We start from the raw sequence: 18801 nt of genomic DNA, 5'->3' as shown, positions 1-18801 counted from the left end.
TATGACAGACCATATTGATGGAAAAGCGTTGGAAGAATTTAAGGGGTGTGTTGTGAGGAAAGATCTTGCGCCCCTTATTAAAGGTGGTGCTAATGTTCCTGCCTTTGTACTGGAGTATCTTCTGGCTAATACCTGTAGCACTGATGATGAGGATCGGATACGGGAAGGCATAGAAAACGTTAAAAATGTTTTGAGGGAGCACTATGTCAATCCAGAAGAGAGTACTTTGATTCAGTCAAAACTGAAGGAACATGGAAAGTACAAAATAATTGACAAGATCTCGGTAGAACTAGATGCGCAGCGTGATTGTTACTGGGCGAATATTGTAAATAGCAACATAAAGAAAGCAAATATCAGTGATCAGCTTGTAAGAAGCCATGAAAAGCTTTTACTTGGTGGTATTTGGGCAATCATTGATATGGAATATGATCCAATGATTACAGTTGGAAGCAAAGTGTTTCCATTTTTGGTTAACGATATTAAGCCAATTCAGCTTTCAAACTTTAGTATAGAAAGAATAGCAGAAAAGAGAAAGGACTTTACAAAAGAGGAATGGAAAAAGCTCCTTTTGCGCAGTGCAGGATATGAGCCGGATAGCGAAGGACTAGATGATAGAATTCAGGATCTTCTATTGTTGAGACTTATTCCGCTCGTTGAGGCTAACTTTAATATGGTTGAGTTGGGGCCGCGATCCTCTGGTAAATCATATATTTACAAGGAGGTTACCCCGTACGCATTATTGATGTCCGGTGGTCAAGGAACTGTTGCAAAATTATTCGTGAATAATACGACCGGAAGAGTAGGCTCTGTCGGAGAATGGGATGCTATCTGCTTTGATGAGAGTACTGATCACTTGTTTAAGGATAGTGATGCAGTTCCTTTGATGAAGGATTATATGGAATCTGGATCCTTTTCCAGAGGCGGAAAGGGAGGAGAAATCTCCGGTAATGCATCCATAATTTATAACGGTAACATCAATCAGCCGGTTGAGACTGTATTGCAAAACTCACATCTGTTTAGTCCAATGTCCACGGAGGTTAATAATGATACGGCATTTTTGGATCGTATTAATGCCTATTTGCCGGGATGGGAGATAAAAAAATTTGCACCGTCAAACTTTACAACGCATTTTGGGTTTAGTACGGATTTCTTTTCAGAGTTTTTGAAGGCACTGAGGAAAGATACATATTACGAGGCGATTGATACGTATTTTTCACTTGGCAATCATTTGAAACAACGTGATGCTAAATCTGTACGACGCATTGTTTCTGGGTATATAAAGCTTCTTCATCCGGATGGAAACTATAGCCGTGAAGATCTGGAAGAGTATCTCAAGATTGCTCTAGAAATGCGTAGGAGGGTCAAGGAACAGCTGAAACGTATCGGTGGTATGGAGTTCTGGGATACAAACTTTTCTTATATAGATAAAGAATCACAGGAAGAAGTTTTTGTGACTCTTCCAGAGGAGAAGAGCAGCGCGTTAATAGAGAATGTTCCTCTGGCACCGGGAGTGTGTTATTCGGCTACCAGTGACGGTGATCATGTTGGTATTGTGAGAGTAGAAATCGTAAATGTTCCAGGAAATGGAAAGATTACTGTTACGGGAACCAACAGTTCTGCGATTAAAGAGGATGTTAAAAATACCGTAAATTATATTAAAGCTAATGAGAAGAACATATTGGATGAAAGGCATTCACTTAAGGAAACTGATCTGAATATTCAGATTACGAATGTGTTGGGCAATAATACTTCGTCCGGTATTGGTGGGGCTATATATGTTGGTATTCTGTCTGCACTATATAAGAAGAACCTTAAAGCTGGTCTTGCAGTAGTAGGAAACATAACCATTGGCGGTGCCGTGGAAAAAGTGTTGCAGTTTGCTGATAAGGTTAGTTCCTTGGCCGAGAACGGAGCAAAAATGGTTATTGTTCCTATGGATAATATTGCGGAATTGGCTACTGTACCGACAACTGTGCTGAGTAAGTGCGATGTTCCGTTCTATAACAATGCGCAGGTGCTGTTGCAGAAGGCGTTGGAATAGTAGAGATCTAATAATAGAGTTTATCTGAACATTCTACTGTAGTGGATCTATTATCGTGAGAAATATATGAGTATTGATTATGAATTGTGGAGAAAAAGACATACTGAATGTGTTTTGACAGTACAGCGGTTATGCGAACTGGATAAGCGATCTGATGCTAAAGAAAGGTCAGTTAAGTGCAATTCTGCTCTCTGTGTTATGAAGAATGCAATGCAGGACATACAGGGGTATTTTCAGCGGGATGAACGCTCATCTGCTGAACTGTGTTTCTTGCTCAGAAATATTGATGTTATTGTGACAGGTATACTGGACATTAATAACCTTCTTCTTGGAATAGGGCTGAATAAACAGGAAAAAGCTATAGAAAGATGTTTTACAGAAAAAGAGACTATTAGTAGTTTTAGAACTCTAAGAAGTCTGGTGTTAGCTCATCCTGTTGACACTCATTATATAAATGGCAAAGGAGAGTCGGAAACAGTATATCTTGAAGATGTATTACCCTTTAATCCTGCCATAGATGGACTGATTATCAAGAAAAAATGCGATTATGTCAAACGGATGTGCAAACCAGAATCAAATGAGTCATTTTTTGAACCGCTGATAATAAATGAGGATATAGTGCCGAGTATAAATACTATTATTGATTCTGTTGAACTTCTTACAAAAGAGATAGGAAAACAGATTGTTATAGCAGAAACCGATTTAACGAAACAAAAACTGGTTTTAGTCAAAGAGACTATTCAGGATTATATCATTTCATTAGATAAAGAGCTGGAAAAGAGATATCCATCCGCAGTAGAGAATATAGAATATGAAGATGGAACAGTTGACCATTACTCAATTGTTTATGAATGTTTGATGTATTATAATGCGGAGTTTGCAAAAACAACCATGGAAAAGTATCAGATATTTCTTCAATATATAGCTTCTGAATTACGTAAAATAGAGAATGATCTTCAGAATATGGAATTTGATGAAGATAAGTATTTTACACGATTATATAATTCAGATTTTGCTTCACCATATTTTTATGAACAGCAGAAAATGGAATACTTGCGTAGTAGTGATGAAACATCGTATACAGAGAACCATATAGGTGATGATACTCCTTCGAATGAGTTATGGGGGATTAGGTGTTTTCGGATATTGATTCCATATATAGAGAAGTATATTCCTGTGGATGTTTCTGTGTCAGATAAAGAACTATATTGCTTGTACGTTGCAGCAAAATATATAAGCAATATTTCTTCTGTGTGTGAATAGTAGTAGGTAATTGGGTGACACAGAAGATCATCAATTACAGTTGGAGGAAATGTGATGATAAAGTCTATAAAAATGGTTGACTGTACACCTTATCATCAAATAGAGATTAACGAGTGTAAAAAAATCAACTTCGTTTTTGGCGCTAATGGTAGTGGAAAATCTACAATTAGTTCTTTTTTATCGGGAAGACAAGACCAAAGATTCGCAAGTTCATCCGTAGAATGGGATGGAGTACTTCATGAATCTATATATGTATACAATCGAGCATTTAGAAATGAAAATTTTCAGCAAACAATTCCTGGTGTATTTACTATGGGAAGCGCGACTATTGAGGATATTAAAGCTCTTGAAGAACTGAAAAAGCAGCTGTCTGATGTGCAAGGCGATTGGGAAAAGAACACTTCGTCATATAAGAAGATAGTTGATGAAGATATTCCAAATTGCGAAACGAGGTTTAAAGAAAAGGCTTGGAATGACATCCTTAAAGCTAATGAAAATGATTTTCAGAAAGCGTTTGAAGGATATAGAGGTAGTAAAGACAAGTTTTTGGGCGAAATAAAAAAACGTATAGCTGGTATTCCGGATCATGAAGGAGTTGTATGTCAAAGATCTCAACTAATAGAGCGTGCAAGAACGTTGTATGCTGAAAAATCCGTTAGATGTAATAGGCTTGTCGTAGATATTCAGCAATTACTTTCTGTAATAGAAGCAATAAGAACGGATTCAATTTGGAATACAGTTATTGTAGGAAATGAAGACATCGATATTGCGGCGTTAATAAAAGAATTGAGGAATTCTCACTGGGTAGATCAGGGACGCACTTATATAAGATTGGGTTCAAAAAAATGTCCTTTTTGTCAGAAAGAAACTATTGATGATGATTTTAGAAATAAGCTCGAGGCATTTTTTGATACAGAATATAATAAGAAAATAAATCAAATGAAAGAGCATCTCACGAATTTCCGAGTTTCATCCGAGAAAATCTTATCTTCTATAGCAAGCGTTGTGTTGGATGAAGAAAGTGTTAGTGTTGGAAAACTAGATATTGACATGTATAACGCCAAACAAGAACTTCTCAATTCTTTGTTTGAAGACTGCGAAAAGAGGATAGAGGAAAAAATAGCTGAACCATCAAAAAAAATTAATATTTTTAATGTGTCCGATAAAATCGCTGAATTACAAAAACTCTTAGATGACGCAAATAAGATAATTGACGACCATAATACACTTGTTGATAAACGGGATACAGAAGAAGAAAAATTGAAGGATGATATATGGGCTTCGGTTATTGATCAATCAAAAATACTTATAAACTCATATGAGAAAGAGTTATCAGACTTAAATAAGGCAGCTAGCGGGATTAAAAAAATGCTAGATATAAAAAAAGCTAACATAGATAAGCTTAAGGCGGAAGTGTCGGAAAAGGGTAAGAACATTACAAGTGTTCAACCTGCCATAGATGAAATAAACAAATCTTTGAAGGCATATGGTTTTACGAATTTTACTATACAACCTGCAAAGGACAAAGAAAACCATTATTGTATAGAGCGTGACGATGGAACAATGGCGACAAACACACTTAGTGAGGGTGAAGAGACATTTTTGTCATTTTTGTATTTTATGCAGCAATCGAAGGGATCAACTGATCCGAATCATGTTGCAGATAAAAAAATAATTGTTTTGGATGATCCGATTAGTAGCCTTGATAGCACAATACTATATATTGTGGGTGCAATGGTAAAAGAATTGTCTAAAAATATACGCGATGGTATTGGAGATGTTACTCAGCTGTTTGTATTAACGCATAATGTTTTCTTTCATAAAGAAGCATCCTTTATAGATGGTCAGACTAAGAAAGTGAAAGACGTGAATTATTGGATGATTCGTAAAGATAATGGTATTTCCGTAATTACTTCTTATGGAATGGATAATCCTATTTCAACCTCTTATGAGCTTCTTTGGAAAGAACTCAGGGATAATGATAATCTTACTATGATTTCAATTCAAAATACGATGAGAAGAATTATAGAAAACTACTATGGTATGTTGGGAAATAAAAAAAACGAATACTTAGAAAACTATTTTAGTGAACCTGAGGAAAGGATGATAGCCAGATCGCTAGTTGCATGGATAAACGATGGCTCTCACAGTATTCCGGATGATTTATATATAGATTCTTATACAGATGCGGTACCAAAATATAAGGAAGTCTTTAGGGAGATGTTTTATAAAAGCGGACATAAGGCTCACTATAACATGATGATGGGGATTGAAGATACTGCTGAAATCGAACAAGTATAAAGGCGAAGAACTTATAAGAATAATATCAGGGATGGGCTGATTTATGGGACTTTTTGACCGACTTTTCGGATACAGAATAGTACAACAGAATACAAAACGGAAGAGTCCTATGACTGAGCAGGACCGACCGAAAAATGAAAATGCCATACGTATATTGGAATGCGGTAAGTATATCGAGACTTTACTGAATGCTGACAGATATATAGCAAGGAGTGAATACTCCAAACAGATATCAGACTTTTCTTCAGATATAGAGTTCTTTTCTGTTCTTAAACAGAGTGGCATGTTTGATGATTTCTGCAAGAAGAATAATCTGAGTCCTAGCAGGATAAATGGCATCATGGATTCATATGGAAATATTCAGGAACTCATTGATGAGCATAATGATAAGTTCGTATCTGAATCTATGATTAAAGAGAAGGACTATCTTGATAATATTCTGAAGCAAGTGGATCCGAATATAGTACTTGATGAGGATCAACGCCGAGTTGTTCTTACAGATGAGGATTACTGCCTTGTAATCGCTGGAGCCGGAGCTGGAAAAACAACTACCGTTGCCGCAAAAGTTAAGTATTTGGTGGATAAGAAGGGAATAGATCCTTCTCAGATTCTTGTGGTTTCATTTACCAATAAGGCAGTAAACGAACTGAAGGATCGTATTCAAAAGGAACTTGATATTCCATGCCCGATAGCTACTTTCCATTCTACCGGAAATGCGATCATTCATAAGAACAGTCCGGATGAAAAGCTCAATATAGTTGATCAATCCAAGTTGTATTTTGTTATTCGTGATTATTTTCGCAATTCCATTATGAGAAATGAGAGCGCAGTAAATAATCTCATTATGTTTTTTGCTTCTTATTTCGATGCCCCTTATGAGGGATCGGATCTGAACGCTTTCTTCAATAATATTGCAAAAGCGAATTTCTCTACCATGCGTGGTGATCTGGAAGATTTCAAGCGTGAGGTTATTGATACACGTACTAAGAAGTCAGTAACAATCCAGAATGAAGTTCTTAGATCATATCAGGAAGTTGAGATTGCCAATTTCCTGTATCTCAACAATATTGATTACGAATATGAGCCGATTTACAAGTATGATATTGAGTTTTCACGCAAACCATACACCCCTGATTTTATAATTTATCAGGGAGAAAAGAGTGCTTATTTGGAGCACTTTGGAATAACTGAATCCGGCGAGAATGATAGATTTACACCGGAGGAGATCGAGAGATATAAGAAAGCCGTGAGAGACAAGTGCATTCTGCATAAGGAGCACGGCACAACACTGATATATACATTCTCCGCATATAACGATGGACGTTCGTTGTTGGATCATCTGAAAGAAAACCTTGAGGCAAAAGGTTTCGAATTGAAGCCTAGGTCTAATAAGGAAGTAATGGAGATGCTTGTTGCCGGGGAAGAGAATAGGTATATCCGTAAACTTATTAATCTCATCTGTCGGTTTATTTCGAATTTCAAGGTGAATGCATATCAGGCTGATGATTTTAGCCGTATGTATCACTCTACCCAGAATGTGAGAAGCAGATTGTTCTTGAGTATCTGCAATGACTGCTACCTGGAATATGAGCGCTGGCTGAAGGAAAACAAGGCTGTTGATTTTGAGGATATGATCAACGAGTCCGCACGTCTTCTTCGTGAAGTGAAGGAGATGAAGAAAAAACTGGACTTCAAATACATAATCGTTGATGAGTACCAGGATATTTCCAGACAGAGATTTGATCTTACAAAAGAACTGTCAGAAGTAACAGATGCCAAGATCATTGCAGTTGGTGATGACTGGCAGTCTATCTATGCATTTAGCGGATCTGATATTACTCTGTTCACAAAGTTTGAAGAGAAAATGGGATATGCGAAGATGCTGAAGATCGTCAGAACATATCGCAATTCCCAGGAAGTAATCGATATAGCAGGGAACTTCATTCAGAGAAATAAAGAGCAGATCAATAAGCAGCTTATTTCGCCGAAGCATATCGACGATCCGGTTCTTATCTATACATATGATGGTACGAGAAAAGCTTATAACGGAAACAGGAAGAGCGGTGGAAATTACGAAATGGCCCGCTCTATTGAGACTGTATTGACGGATCTTTTGAATTATAAGAAAGCAGAAGGGAAAGATCCGGGATCTATTCTGCTTCTGGGCAGATATGGGTTTGATGGAGATCATCTGGAAAGAACGGGTCTGTTTGAATATATTAACCGGACAAATAAAGTCAGAAGTGTAAAGTATCCACAGCTTGATATCACATTTATGACAGCACATTCTTCAAAGGGACTGGGATATGATGATGTAATAGTCATAAACGGCAAAAATGAAACATATGGCTTCCCGACAAAAGTTGAAGATGATCCGGTGCTTTCGTTGGTTATAAAAGGGGATCGGTCTATAGATTATGCAGAAGAACGTAGACTCTTTTATGTTGCAATGACCAGGACCAAAAACAGGGTATTCTTTGTGGCTCCTGAAGCCAATCCTTCTGAATTTTTGCTTGAATTAAAGCAGTCATATAAAAATGTGAAGCTTCTTGGTGACTGGAATGAGGAGGAGCCTGTCAGCATAGCCAAGAAGCCGTGTCCGTTGTGCGGATATCCAATGCAGTTTAAGTATAAGAGATCATATGGTCTTAGATTGTATATCTGTACGAATGAGCCGGAAATCTGCGGTTTTATGACTAACAATTACCAGGCTGGAAAACTTTCAATACAGAAGTGTGATAAATGCAGGGATGGATACTTGATCGTCAAACAAGGTCGAGATAAGGATTTCTTCCTTGGATGTACAAATTATAAGCAAAATGGAACAGGGTGTAGCCGGATGATAAGCAAGCAGGCCTATTATTCGCAGATGGGATATAAGATGGAAGCGCCTGCACCTGAGCGCCTGATGGCATACACATCTAACATAAACAATGTTGTGAATAGTGATAAGAATACTGCACCGAATAATAACAGCATTCAAGAAGCTGATGTCAAAGTGGATCAGGAATCTAAAGCAACACAGGAAGTTGTTAAGTGGAATGCCAAGGATGATGATTATGTTGAGATAATTCGAGCTGAAGTTAATCCGGTTCTCTATGGTGAACTGGATCTGAATGACGTTGTATTCAATATTGTTAAGGCTTTGCAAAATGTTAGCAGGATTAAATTCTATGGTATGACAGTATTTTGCGAGGTCCTATGTGGTGAGGAGAACAAACGGATCCAGGACAATAAGCTGGATAAGATTCCGGAGTATGGAATCTATAAGACGCTTTCAGGAGATGCAGTAAGAACCGTAGTCGACTGGATGATTTCGGAACACTATATTCTAAAAACCAAGGGAAAGTATCCCGTTCTCCATTCAACTTATGAGGGATTGCATTATTCAGAGAGTATTACAGAGGGTAAGCTTAAAAAGCTAAAGAAACAACTGGAAGGGAATAAGATACCGTTTGATATGTAACGGCATTTGGTATTAAGCATGGATGCAAAAGAAGCATTAAAAGTCTACTTTGGTTATGATTCCTATAAACCCGGACAGGAAGAGATCATTGATTCGATTCTTGCAGGAAAAGATGTATTGGCAATCATGCCGACGGGATCAGGTAAGTCAATTTGTTATCAGGTACCTGCATTACTCTTGCCAGGTATTACGATTGTTATTTCACCGCTTATTTCACTTATGCAGGATCAGGTCAAAGCATTGAATGAGGCGGGGATCAAGGCAGGATATATTAACTCTTCATTGACGGAATCGCAGATATCTACAGTATATGCCAGAGCACTTGATGGAGCATATAAGATCCTGTATGTTGCGCCGGAACGCCTTGAAAGTTATGAGTTTACTAATTTTGTTGACAAAGTCGGTATCTCAATGGTTACGGTAGATGAGGCCCACTGTATTTCTCAATGGGGCCAGGACTTCAGACCAAGCTATCTTAAAATAGTGGATTTTATAGATGGTCTGAGCAAGAGACCTATAGTAAGTGCCTTTACAGCTACAGCAACTGAAGAAGTAAAAAATGATATTTCATGTGTTCTTAAACTGAAGGATCCCAAGATCGTGGTGACCGGTTTTGATCGTGAGAATCTGTATTTTGATGTGGAAACGATCAAGAAGAAGGATGACTATGTTTTGGAATATATCAAAAATCATCCTGAGGACAGCGGCATCATATACTGCGCTACAAGAAAAAATGTAGATGCATTGTATGAACTTCTTTCAAATGCTGGAATTCAGGTAGCAAGGTATCATGCCGGAATGAATAATGAAGACCGTAAAGAAAGTCAGAATGATTTCATATATGACAGATCGCCTGTGATCATAGCTACAAATGCATTCGGTATGGGTATTAATAAATCCAATGTCCGATTTGTTATTCATTACAACATGCCGCAGAGCATGGAGAACTACTATCAGGAAGCCGGCCGTGCGGGGAGAGACGGTGAACCGTCACAATGCATACTGCTGTTCTCGGCTCAGGATATTATGATAAACAAGTTCCTTTTGGATCATAAGGATTTTACGGATATTCCATATGAAGATATTGAACTGATCAGGCAAAGGGATGCAAAAAGACTTCAGATCATGGAAGGATATTGCAGAACATCCGGATGCCTTCGAAACTATATCCTTGAATACTTCGGAGAGAAGCGCAACGAGCCTTGTGACAGCTGCGGAAATTGCCATAGAGAGTTTGCTGAGATTGATATGACAGAGGATGCCAAGCTGGTCATCAATTGTGTATGGGAAACAAAGGGCAGATATGGATTGAATATAATCCTTGGAACTCTCCTTGGCGCGAACAGAGCCAGATTAAAAGAACTTGGAACCACTGAATACAAGACATACGGTGCGTTAAAGAGTCGATCTGAATCAGAGCTGAGGCTCCTTATCAGCCAACTGCTTTTGGATGGATATCTTTACCAGACTGCAGATAAATATAGCGTGATCCGCTTAGGAAATATAGATCCTCTTAAGGAAGCGAGTGCACGTGTCTTGATCAGAACATACGAAGACAGAGAACCTGAAAGACAGACTAGAAGCCGTAGCAGGAGAAGCACTGATTCTCTTACTAAGGCCGGATACGAATTATTTGAGACTCTCCGCCAGTTGAGACTGACTATTGCAAGGGAAGTGGGGATGCCGCCATATATTGTCTTCAGTGATAAAACATTGATAGACATGAGTGTTAAGGCTCCGCGGGACAGATTATCTATGCTGGGAGTATCGGGAGTCGGTGAAGCAAAGTATGAGAAATATGGTGAGAGGTTTATAGAGGCTATAACGGCTTTTATAGATGAGAATCCTGAATCGGTAACAAGCATCAAAGATGATGACGATGCTGCAGAAGTAAGGGTTAAGTCGGCAAGGAAGCGGAGGAGTCGAAAAGGAACTTTTTATCTTAATCCTGAGGATGAGGAAAAGTTCGAATACTGCGACCTCTATCTTGTAGGTGAGATCAAGGATGAACTGAATAGGATTACTTCCGGAAATAATGTTAAACATATATTTGGAACGGATATCTATAGATTCCTTACAGAAAAAGGGTATGTGGAAGAGCGGAATATCGATGGCAGATCTGTGCAGGTTCCGACAGAGATCGGTCAGACGAAGGGCATTATTGCTGTTGAACAGACCAGTAAAATAGGCACGGTATATACTGTGCTGAAGTATCCTCACGCGGTTCAGAAAGAAATAGTTGAGCATTATATAGAGATCCGTGATCAGGTTGCCACCACTGAGGACGAGGAAGAAGATGTAGCAGAAAATGCTTCTTTTGACCGTGCTGCATACAATCGGAAGATGAACAGACCTGACGGAGCCGGTGCATCCTGGTCAGAAGAAGAGGATAAGCAGCTTGATGAAGAGTTTAATGGTGGCATGAAGATTTCCGAAATTGCGAAGACTCACAATCGAACTAATGGTGCAATTCGTGCAAGACTCAGAAAACATGGGCTGATAGAGTGAGTAAGAGGGTGTTTAATTATGTTATATAGGCTCAGTAAAGAAGATAATACAATTGAGTTAATGCCTTATGCTGATTTTGAATCCTTGGCAAAAAAAGAGAAGGATCTTGAAAATCTTTTGGCTGAAAATCTTGGCGATCTCTATATAGAAGACGGTCAGCTGATGCGTATTTTTCAAGAAAGAGCTAGGCAGGAGGAGCCAGATCTTTGTGCATTAGATAAGAACGGTAATCTTGTTCTGTTTGAATTAAAACGTGGAGAGGTTCAGGGCGATACAACCATACAGGTGATGCGCTATGCCCAATCTTGGGGTCAGAAGTCATATTATGATTTGAACGAGGCGTATGCAAAGTATTGTGATAAATATAAGCTCCCCAAACAGGAATTGAAAGAAGCACACAAAGATGCATTTGGGCTGGATTCTGCTTTGGATTACGTACAATTCAATAGAGAGCAGAAAATGATAATAGTTGGTAGCTCCTCTGATAGCAGGTTGGTTTCTGCTGTTGATTATTGGAAAGCACAAGGGCTTAGTATCGATTTTATTCCGTACCGTATTTATTTGATAGGTGATGAGTATTATTTTGAATTCTTTTCAAAACCATATGATACGCATGTAAATCCGAAAGATAGAAAAGGTATTATATTTGATACCAACTTTGCATATGATGAGAACTCCATCTGGGATATGTTCCTCAAACATAAGGTTAGCGCTTACGGATCTGTAGCTGGATCGGTAAACAGCTTTCAAAAAGGTGATTATGTTTTGTATTATCACAAGGGATATGGAGTCGTTGGTGCTGGAAAAATTAAATCGGATACTAAGGAAAACAAGGAATATAAGAGGGATTATGAATTGTTCCGTGAAGTAGAATTGTTGACTCCGGAGATATCCAAGATTGAAGATATTCGATATATATCATATTCAGAACTCTGTGAGTTGTTAAACAAGAGTTTTTATCTAGCAAGAACGACCAAAGTGCCATATTTGTCAGAGGAAGAAAGCAGGTTGGTTGTCGAGCGCTTACTAGAAAAATATGAAATCGATAAGTGATCTATAATGAAAAGGCTCGCCAGTCGGCGGGCCTTAACCATTTACCATGGCCGGTAAAACGGCTTTATCATCAATGTAATAATCGCAGGTGATCTTCCGGGAATTGTTGCCGTACATTTCAATGATTTCCGGGAGATTGTCATTTATGGCATCGAATTCCAGCTGATGATCACGGCACCAGGAGACTGCTTTCTCTAGGGCTTCACCGGCTCTGCAGGTCCAGAGGATGAGCTTGTTGCCGGATCTTTTCTGATTGATAAGATATTCGATCAGTGGTCTGTTGGGTTCGCCGAGCTCAGGCCAGTTGCTATAGCAGAGGGTTCCGTCAAAGTCTACGGCGATGATCTGATATGCTGTTGTACTCATGACGGGCCTCCTTTCTTCAGGCTATGTATCAAGCCCTGCTTTATGTGCCTGAGTGTGCTGCAGTTTTCTTGGTATGTCGTATAGTTTTCCGTCTTTTATAAGCTTTGCTCCGGTCTGATGGTAGTTGAAGCTTATCCCGTTTTCGATGCACTGTGCATGAACGGCCTCTACCCAGGAATAATCACAGATCCTGGCTCCGGGCCCGGATTCTCCGCCAATGGATACGTGCTTGATGACAGGGCTTCCGTCAGATGAGCGGTATCCATCGATATATGGCCGCAGATCCACGGCCGTCAGCATCGGTTCGATCATTACGGAGTGGTGGAAGAGTGGGAGAGACAGATATACCGGGAGCCTTTTATCAGCCATCGCCTGGTTCTCACAGGTAACAGCTATTGTGACATGCTCCCAGCCATAGCCCCAATTCTTTGGAAGATGTTCTGCGATCCGTTCCGGTCTCTTGGTGATCATGAAGAAAGAACAGTCGGAACGTTCGTGTATCATATCCCAGGCGTCTTCTCTCCATTCATCTGCATCGGCATGAAAGAAATCGGATGAAAAGCATGTTCAGATGTGTGAGCCGAAGGGAACTTTATATCTGCCTTTATATTTGCCGGATCTTAAGATCTTAACCGGAAGATCGAAGTTCTCTGTCTTTTGTACGATGGAAGGATCCTTTCCGATGGATTCATCCCTTCGATACATATAGCAATGCAGGCATCCGGTACTGGCCTTTGTACATCCGTGCCACAGATTCCAGCCTATCGATTCCGGTGGTCTTGGATCGGTATTATCTTCCGGGAATAAAGACAACTGTTTCATGGCGTATTATCATCACACTTCCTACGTGGTATGTTCTTCCTCCAGATGGAAGATATCTTCCACAGAGACTTTAAAATATGCTGCAAGGCGAAGAGCTGTTTCAAGGCTGGCCGGATTCTTTTCAAGCTCGATGTTGCTGATGCTTTTTTCACACATACCGACAGCTATTGCAAGATCAGCCTGCTTTAAGCGCTGTTCCTTGCGCAGCTTCTTAAGATCATTTTTGACTGCCATATAATCCCTCCTTATTGGTTGACCTGATACGGGGAGCAATTATATTGTAGCAATCAATGTGTACAATAATCCGGACTCTAACTCACAACCCGGCCAAAAGTCTTAAATGTTGATCCTTCCGCAATCTCAATAGGTTCGTACTTATCATTCAGTGAAATGAGGTACGTTCCTTTTTTATTGCATAGAAGCTTCTTACAGTAGGCGTTTCCGTTGTAGTAGAAGATCCCGATCTCTCCATCATTCAGTTCATCTGTCTTCTGGATCCACACGATCTGTTTATCCAGGTATCTCGGCATCATGCTGTCTCCACTGATGCGCACTCCGAAATCAGCCGTCTCCGGAACTTCAGGTCCGACTTCGACTTCTTCATAGCTGTCGTTGTCAAGAAACTGACCGGTTCCTGCGGATACAGGCATATCATAGAGATTGAGTATCCTGACAGGCTGCAGGATACGGACGGGAGTTGCCTGATACTTTTCGGAGCCCTTCAGCAGGTCAATGTAATTAAGTGCCATCGCTCTGCCTTCCTCATTGAGCTCGGCCATCGGGTCGTCCGGATTATATCCTCCTATAAACTGATTGAAGATATCCGTGATCCCAAGGATCTTGCACATCGCAAGAAACTGTACTGCGTTCGGAATGCTGTTACCGGTCTCCCAGGTGCTGTATGCTGCAGGTTTGGTAGGGATTCCCATTCCGGTAAGCTTATCGCAGATATCCTGTTGTGAGTATTTCAGGTTTTTCCGATATGCTGCAAATATGTTTCCGATATTGTCCATAAGTGACCTCTTTCTAAGTGTGGGATACAGCCCACACGTCTGTGAATCTAATATACTTCATAGGGCGGATAAAATCAATAGAAAAATCAAATATAATTAGAAAACGGAAATATGTTTCTATTGAAATCAAATCAGACTTGTTTTATATTAGATACTCGTAAGGAGTACACGTACTGGCCGGCCGGCAGAATGATACCCCATACACAAGTAACTTTTTGGGAAGGTGCTTGCGGACCACGCTAACCTTCAGCGGTCGGAACTTGGTTCGCTGCTTGTCTTGGATGGAGGTAATGAACATGCCTATGATTGTTTACACGCGTAGGAGGATATGAGTGATCTTCTTTCTGCGCAGGAAGAAAAACTGAATATAGAGGCTTTTGGTGAGCTGCCCGGACCTCGGGGGATTATAGTCAGCTCGCTTTGCGGATCGACTAATCAACGTTTCGCAGTAATCTGTAAAGGTGACTTTCCCTTTCCTTTTCAGACTTCAGATCAAATTGGTGAATTGGAGGTGAAGAGCCGAATGCAGGCGATTGATTTTTATTGCAAGAAGTGCAGGAAATCCATGCGGATCTCCTATGCACTGACCGGAGACAGGACGGCTCCGGCTATGAACGGCATTATGATAAAATGCCATACTCACAAATGTACCAGAGTAGTGACCCTCAAGAATTTTACAGAGGGGCAGATCCTCGAGAGAACGGATGCTCTCGGAAAGTGCTACTTATAAGCTTTAGTAATAAGGACGAAATCAAGCGTGCATGACACGCATAATTACAACTAAATGAGGGCTTCATGATATGGGGGCATGACCCACCGCGGACGCATGAAAAGATAACCGGTAAAACGGAGTCTTTTCGTGCGTTTTGTTTTCTCTTTTTTCCGGTTCACCCGGAAAGAGGAGAAGATGAACATATCTATTAAGGAAGAAACATTAGGACAGAGGATCAGAGCACAGAGGATCAGACTTGGAATGACCCAGGAGGAACTGGCAGAGCGTTTATATATGAAGAAGTCTACCATCTCATATTACGAGACCGATAAGAAAGAGATGAGAGCAAGCTGTCTTGCTGAGATTGCCAGGGCTCTTTACACAACACCGGATTATCTGCTTGGTTTTGAAGAAGAAAAGGATCCGTTTGAGAAGGAAGTGTATGGGCTGCTTCAGAGTATTACCGATGAAAAGGTAAGAGTGCTTTTACTCGCACAGATCAAGGCAGTTTCTAATATGTAAAACAGGGTATCGGGAGACCGGTACCTTTTTTATGTCCGGAGGTTGTCTATCGGTCAACCTGAGGTTGTCTGTTTGGGGAACGACTTTTTACATAGAGTTCCGTAGAATTGCATGTGTAAGCAAGAGGTGACGCAAGCCGGCAAGCCTAACCTCCAAGAAAGAAAACGGAGGTGCGAACATGTGCATTACAGAAGATAAGTTGGTGGAAAGCTACGGGAAAGCAACTCCCCGTGAACGCTTCCGACTGATCTACAAGAACTACAGTATCTTTCCACAGCTGGTGGACTGCTACGAAACCGGACTGTTCAACCGGATCCTATTCGAGGTTGAATACAACAGACGGAAGAAAAATGATGACGACCTGGGCGTGAGGATCCAGACCAGTCATCGCAGTGATCCGACAGCTGCAAAAGCGATCGAGCATATCATGATCCGCGATGCCATCGAGGAGTGCAATTTCTCCGGGAACATCTTAAAGGAAACCGATGATCCCGAGAAGCATAAGCGGGATATCCTGACGATCCATATGATGCGCAGGGAATACGAGGTCTTTGATACAAGCCTCAAAGCACTTCCCCTGGCAGAATTCAAGATCACCTACAGTCATCTGCATGACGGTAGAAAGCTCGTAGAGATCGCGGAGGAAGAAGACAAGGCGTATCAGACGATCCTGAATATCGTATCGAAAACAAGAAAAAAGCTGGAAGGCAAGACGATTGCTTTCTTCAGGGAAACCATACAGGAGGGTTAGATCATGGGATATAAGAGAAAAGAATATGAGAATATGGAAAGCCTTTTTACGAACGGTAAGAAGAAGTTCGTGAAATATGAAGAAGGCGCAGCGATGTACTCCATGGGGATCCATGCGTTTACTGAACTTGCCAAGGAAGCGAAAGCAATCTACCGCATCAGGAGGATCGTTCTGGTAAATACAGATATCATCGACGAGTATATCGAGAACTTCAGAGACATTTAATGGAACAGTATGGAATGAAAATAAGATGCACAGCTTTCAAAAAAATACATTGATTTTTTGTGGGGCATTAAATATAATGTGAGTAGAGATCTGAAGGGAGCAGGAAGATGGCAAAACGCGGAAGGCCTACGGTAGAAGACAAAAAGTACATTAAGGTTGGCTTTAGAGTTACCGAAGCGGAACGCGACAGACTTTTGGCATACTGCGAGAAGATGAATCTCACCCAAGCACAGGTCTTTAAGGAAGCGCTTGAGCTCCTTTACAAGACCAAACCCTAAGAAAGCTGTGCCTCTCCCCAAAAGGAGGTAAACAGATTGGCACAGAGCAGGAAGGACTCCCGCGGCTATGCGCTCAGAAGCGGTGAGTGTCAACGGGCAGACGGACGCTACTCTTATTCTTACACTGACAGAAACAGGAAGCGCCACACCGTCTACGGAAAAGATCTCGTGGAACTTCGAAAGAAGGAACAGCAGATCAGACGTGATCTGGAGGATGGACTGGATCCCCAGAGAGCAGAGCGTGTTACAGTCAACGAGGTATTTGATTCGTACATCAAACAGAAATACGACCTCAAGCCTACGACCAGGACGAATTACGTTTATACCTATGATCACTATGTCAGGGAGACTTTCGGAAAGCGGCGGTTGATACAGGTTCGTTATACGGATGTAAGGGAATACTACTATTCTCTCTTATTAGAAGAGAAACTTTCCCCGGCAACAGTCGATAACGTTCATACCGTGCTTCATCCGGCATTCCAGATGGCGGTTCGTGACGGGCTCATCCGTGTAAATCCGGCAGCCGGAGTTCTCGGAGAGATCAAGAAGAGTCATGTATGGGTTAAGACCAAGCGTAAGTCGCTCACGGTACCTGAGCAGAAAGCATTCATGAACTACCTTTATTCCAACCATCAGTATCAGGGATGGAAACCGGTCATAACAGTTTTGATCGGAAGCGGGATGAGGATCGGAGAGTGCCTTGGCCTCAGATGGGAGGATCTGGATTTCGAAAACAGGATCATCGATATCAATCACAGCCTTGTACACCGCAAGGTGGATGATTCGGGAACCAACTTCCACATCAACACTCCGAAGACGGAGGCAGGATGTCGCAGGATCCCGATGATCGGGGAAGTGTATGATGCGTTCCTGGAGGAATATCAGATCCAGCAGATCATCGGCTTTTGCACGCAGGAAATCGATGGTTATTCCGGGTTCGTATTCGCAAGTTCCGGTGGAACGATAACGATACCTTCCGAAGTGAATCATGCGATCCACAACATTACGGCAGACTATAATAAAGAAGAGACTGCCAAAGCGAAGAGAGAAAAGAGAGAGCCGCTGCTCCTTCCGGACTTCTCCGCACACCACTTGAGACACACCTTCTGCACCAGGCTTTGCGAGAACGAAAGCAACATCAAGGTGATCCAGTCGGTCATGGGCCATAAGGATGTTCAGACTACTTTGGATATCTACGCTGACTGCACCGAGGACAAGAAGAAGGAAGTCATCAAGAACATGGAAGATAAGATTTTTGTATTGTAAAAGTGCCTGTGAAAACAGTGCATATTTTTCACACAAAATACCATACGTCTTAGTCCATAGAGCAACCGTCTTTTTAGGTTTGACGCACCCGGTACCACACGTTAAGACATCACCACGGAACGGGATGTAAAGAGTCGGGAAACGCTAGATGGATTAAGGCGGAATATAGAGGAGCAGGGTGGAACGGAGTGTACAAAAACCCCAAATCCGTCCC

The 18801-nt window shown here is 41.0% G+C and carries 16 protein-coding genes and 1 pseudogene; 12 read left to right on the top strand and 5 right to left on the bottom strand.

Translation table 11 applies throughout. The features are described 5' to 3' along the window. The first annotated feature begins 1 nt into the window (after position 1). The 6 genes from brxL to BM183_RS14645 all read left to right on the top strand — a co-directional run bounded on the left by brxL (position 2) and on the right by BM183_RS14645 (position 12632). On the top strand, positions 2 to 2041 hold the full coding sequence (gene brxL / locus BM183_RS14670) for a protease Lon-related BREX system protein BrxL (protein WP_207650152.1): 2040 nt from the start codon (positions 2 to 4) through the stop codon (positions 2039 to 2041). A gap of 66 nt (positions 2042 to 2107) precedes the next feature. Then, positions 2108 to 3304: a hypothetical protein gene (locus BM183_RS14665; RefSeq protein WP_091687625.1), complete on the top strand. Its 1197-nt coding sequence runs from the start codon at positions 2108 to 2110 to the stop codon at positions 3302 to 3304. A gap of 54 nt (positions 3305 to 3358) precedes the next feature. After that, positions 3359 to 5605 (top strand): AAA family ATPase, encoded by a 2247-nt coding sequence (locus tag BM183_RS14660; protein WP_091687624.1) that lies wholly within the window; start codon positions 3359 to 3361, stop codon positions 5603 to 5605. Positions 5606 to 5714: 109 nt separating this feature from the next. After that, positions 5715 to 9071, top strand: a complete 3357-nt coding sequence (locus BM183_RS14655) for a UvrD-helicase domain-containing protein (protein WP_242961009.1) — start codon at positions 5715 to 5717, stop codon at positions 9069 to 9071. Between the two features lie 18 nt (positions 9072 to 9089). Beyond that, complete coding sequence (recQ, locus tag BM183_RS14650) at positions 9090 to 11579, top strand: DNA helicase RecQ (protein ID WP_091687659.1); 2490 nt, start codon at positions 9090 to 9092, stop codon at positions 11577 to 11579. An 18-nt stretch (positions 11580 to 11597) separates the two neighbouring features. Further along, positions 11598 to 12632: a PDDEXK family nuclease gene (locus BM183_RS14645; protein WP_091687622.1), complete on the top strand. Its 1035-nt coding sequence runs from the start codon at positions 11598 to 11600 to the stop codon at positions 12630 to 12632. A gap of 33 nt (positions 12633 to 12665) precedes the next feature. On the opposite strand, the gene BM183_RS14640 is transcribed toward BM183_RS14645, so the two are convergent. The 5 genes and pseudogenes from BM183_RS14640 to BM183_RS14625 form a co-directional block, all read right to left on the bottom strand. Further along, positions 12666 to 12998, bottom strand: a complete 333-nt coding sequence (locus tag BM183_RS14640) for a hypothetical protein (RefSeq protein WP_091687621.1) — start codon at positions 12996 to 12998, stop codon at positions 12666 to 12668. A gap of 21 nt (positions 12999 to 13019) precedes the next feature. Beyond that, a pseudogene (locus tag BM183_RS14635) lies at positions 13020 to 13547 on the bottom strand (DUF5131 family protein); the annotation flags it as partial. A gap of 18 nt (positions 13548 to 13565) precedes the next feature. Then, complete coding sequence (locus BM183_RS21410; protein WP_330392431.1) at positions 13566 to 13820, bottom strand: hypothetical protein; 255 nt, start codon at positions 13818 to 13820, stop codon at positions 13566 to 13568. Positions 13821 to 13841: 21 nt separating this feature from the next. Continuing rightward, positions 13842 to 14054, bottom strand: a complete 213-nt coding sequence (locus BM183_RS14630; protein WP_091687620.1) for a helix-turn-helix transcriptional regulator — start codon at positions 14052 to 14054, stop codon at positions 13842 to 13844. A 77-nt stretch (positions 14055 to 14131) separates the two neighbouring features. Then, the gene (locus tag BM183_RS14625) at positions 14132 to 14833 is read right to left on the bottom strand and encodes an XRE family transcriptional regulator (RefSeq protein ID WP_091687619.1); all 702 of its coding nucleotides are present in this window, start codon (positions 14831 to 14833) and stop codon (positions 14132 to 14134) included. 328 nt (positions 14834 to 15161) lie between these two features. On the opposite strand from BM183_RS14625, the gene BM183_RS14620 reads away from it, so the two are divergent. From BM183_RS14620 to BM183_RS14600, 6 genes are all read left to right on the top strand, one after another. Next, positions 15162 to 15563 carry a hypothetical protein gene (locus BM183_RS14620; RefSeq protein WP_091687618.1) on the top strand — a complete coding sequence of 134 codons (402 nt, stop codon included), beginning with the start codon at positions 15162 to 15164 and terminating at the stop codon, positions 15561 to 15563. A 177-nt stretch (positions 15564 to 15740) separates the two neighbouring features. Next, entirely contained in the window at positions 15741 to 16067 is a 327-nt protein-coding gene (locus BM183_RS14615) for a helix-turn-helix domain-containing protein (protein WP_091687617.1), read from the top strand. 178 nt (positions 16068 to 16245) lie between these two features. Beyond that, positions 16246 to 16818, top strand: coding sequence for a hypothetical protein (locus BM183_RS14610; RefSeq protein ID WP_044960409.1), 573 nt, complete (start codon positions 16246 to 16248; stop codon positions 16816 to 16818). A gap of 3 nt (positions 16819 to 16821) precedes the next feature. Further along, complete coding sequence (locus tag BM183_RS14605) at positions 16822 to 17043, top strand: DUF6462 family protein (protein ID WP_091687616.1); 222 nt, start codon at positions 16822 to 16824, stop codon at positions 17041 to 17043. 107 nt (positions 17044 to 17150) lie between these two features. Beyond that, a complete protein-coding gene (locus BM183_RS20550; protein ID WP_139221536.1) occupies positions 17151 to 17321 on the top strand; it encodes a CopG family transcriptional regulator in 171 nt (56 codons plus the stop codon). A 36-nt stretch (positions 17322 to 17357) separates the two neighbouring features. Beyond that, a complete protein-coding gene (locus BM183_RS14600) occupies positions 17358 to 18587 on the top strand; it encodes a tyrosine-type recombinase/integrase (protein ID WP_091687615.1) in 1230 nt (409 codons plus the stop codon). The last annotated feature ends 214 nt before the right edge of the window (positions 18588 to 18801 follow it).

This window comes from Anaerocolumna aminovalerica (assembly GCF_900115365.1).
GTDB classification, from domain to species: Bacteria; Bacillota; Clostridia; order Lachnospirales; family Lachnospiraceae; genus Anaerocolumna; species Anaerocolumna aminovalerica.
This window is presented reverse-complemented; position numbering and strand designations above follow the sequence as displayed.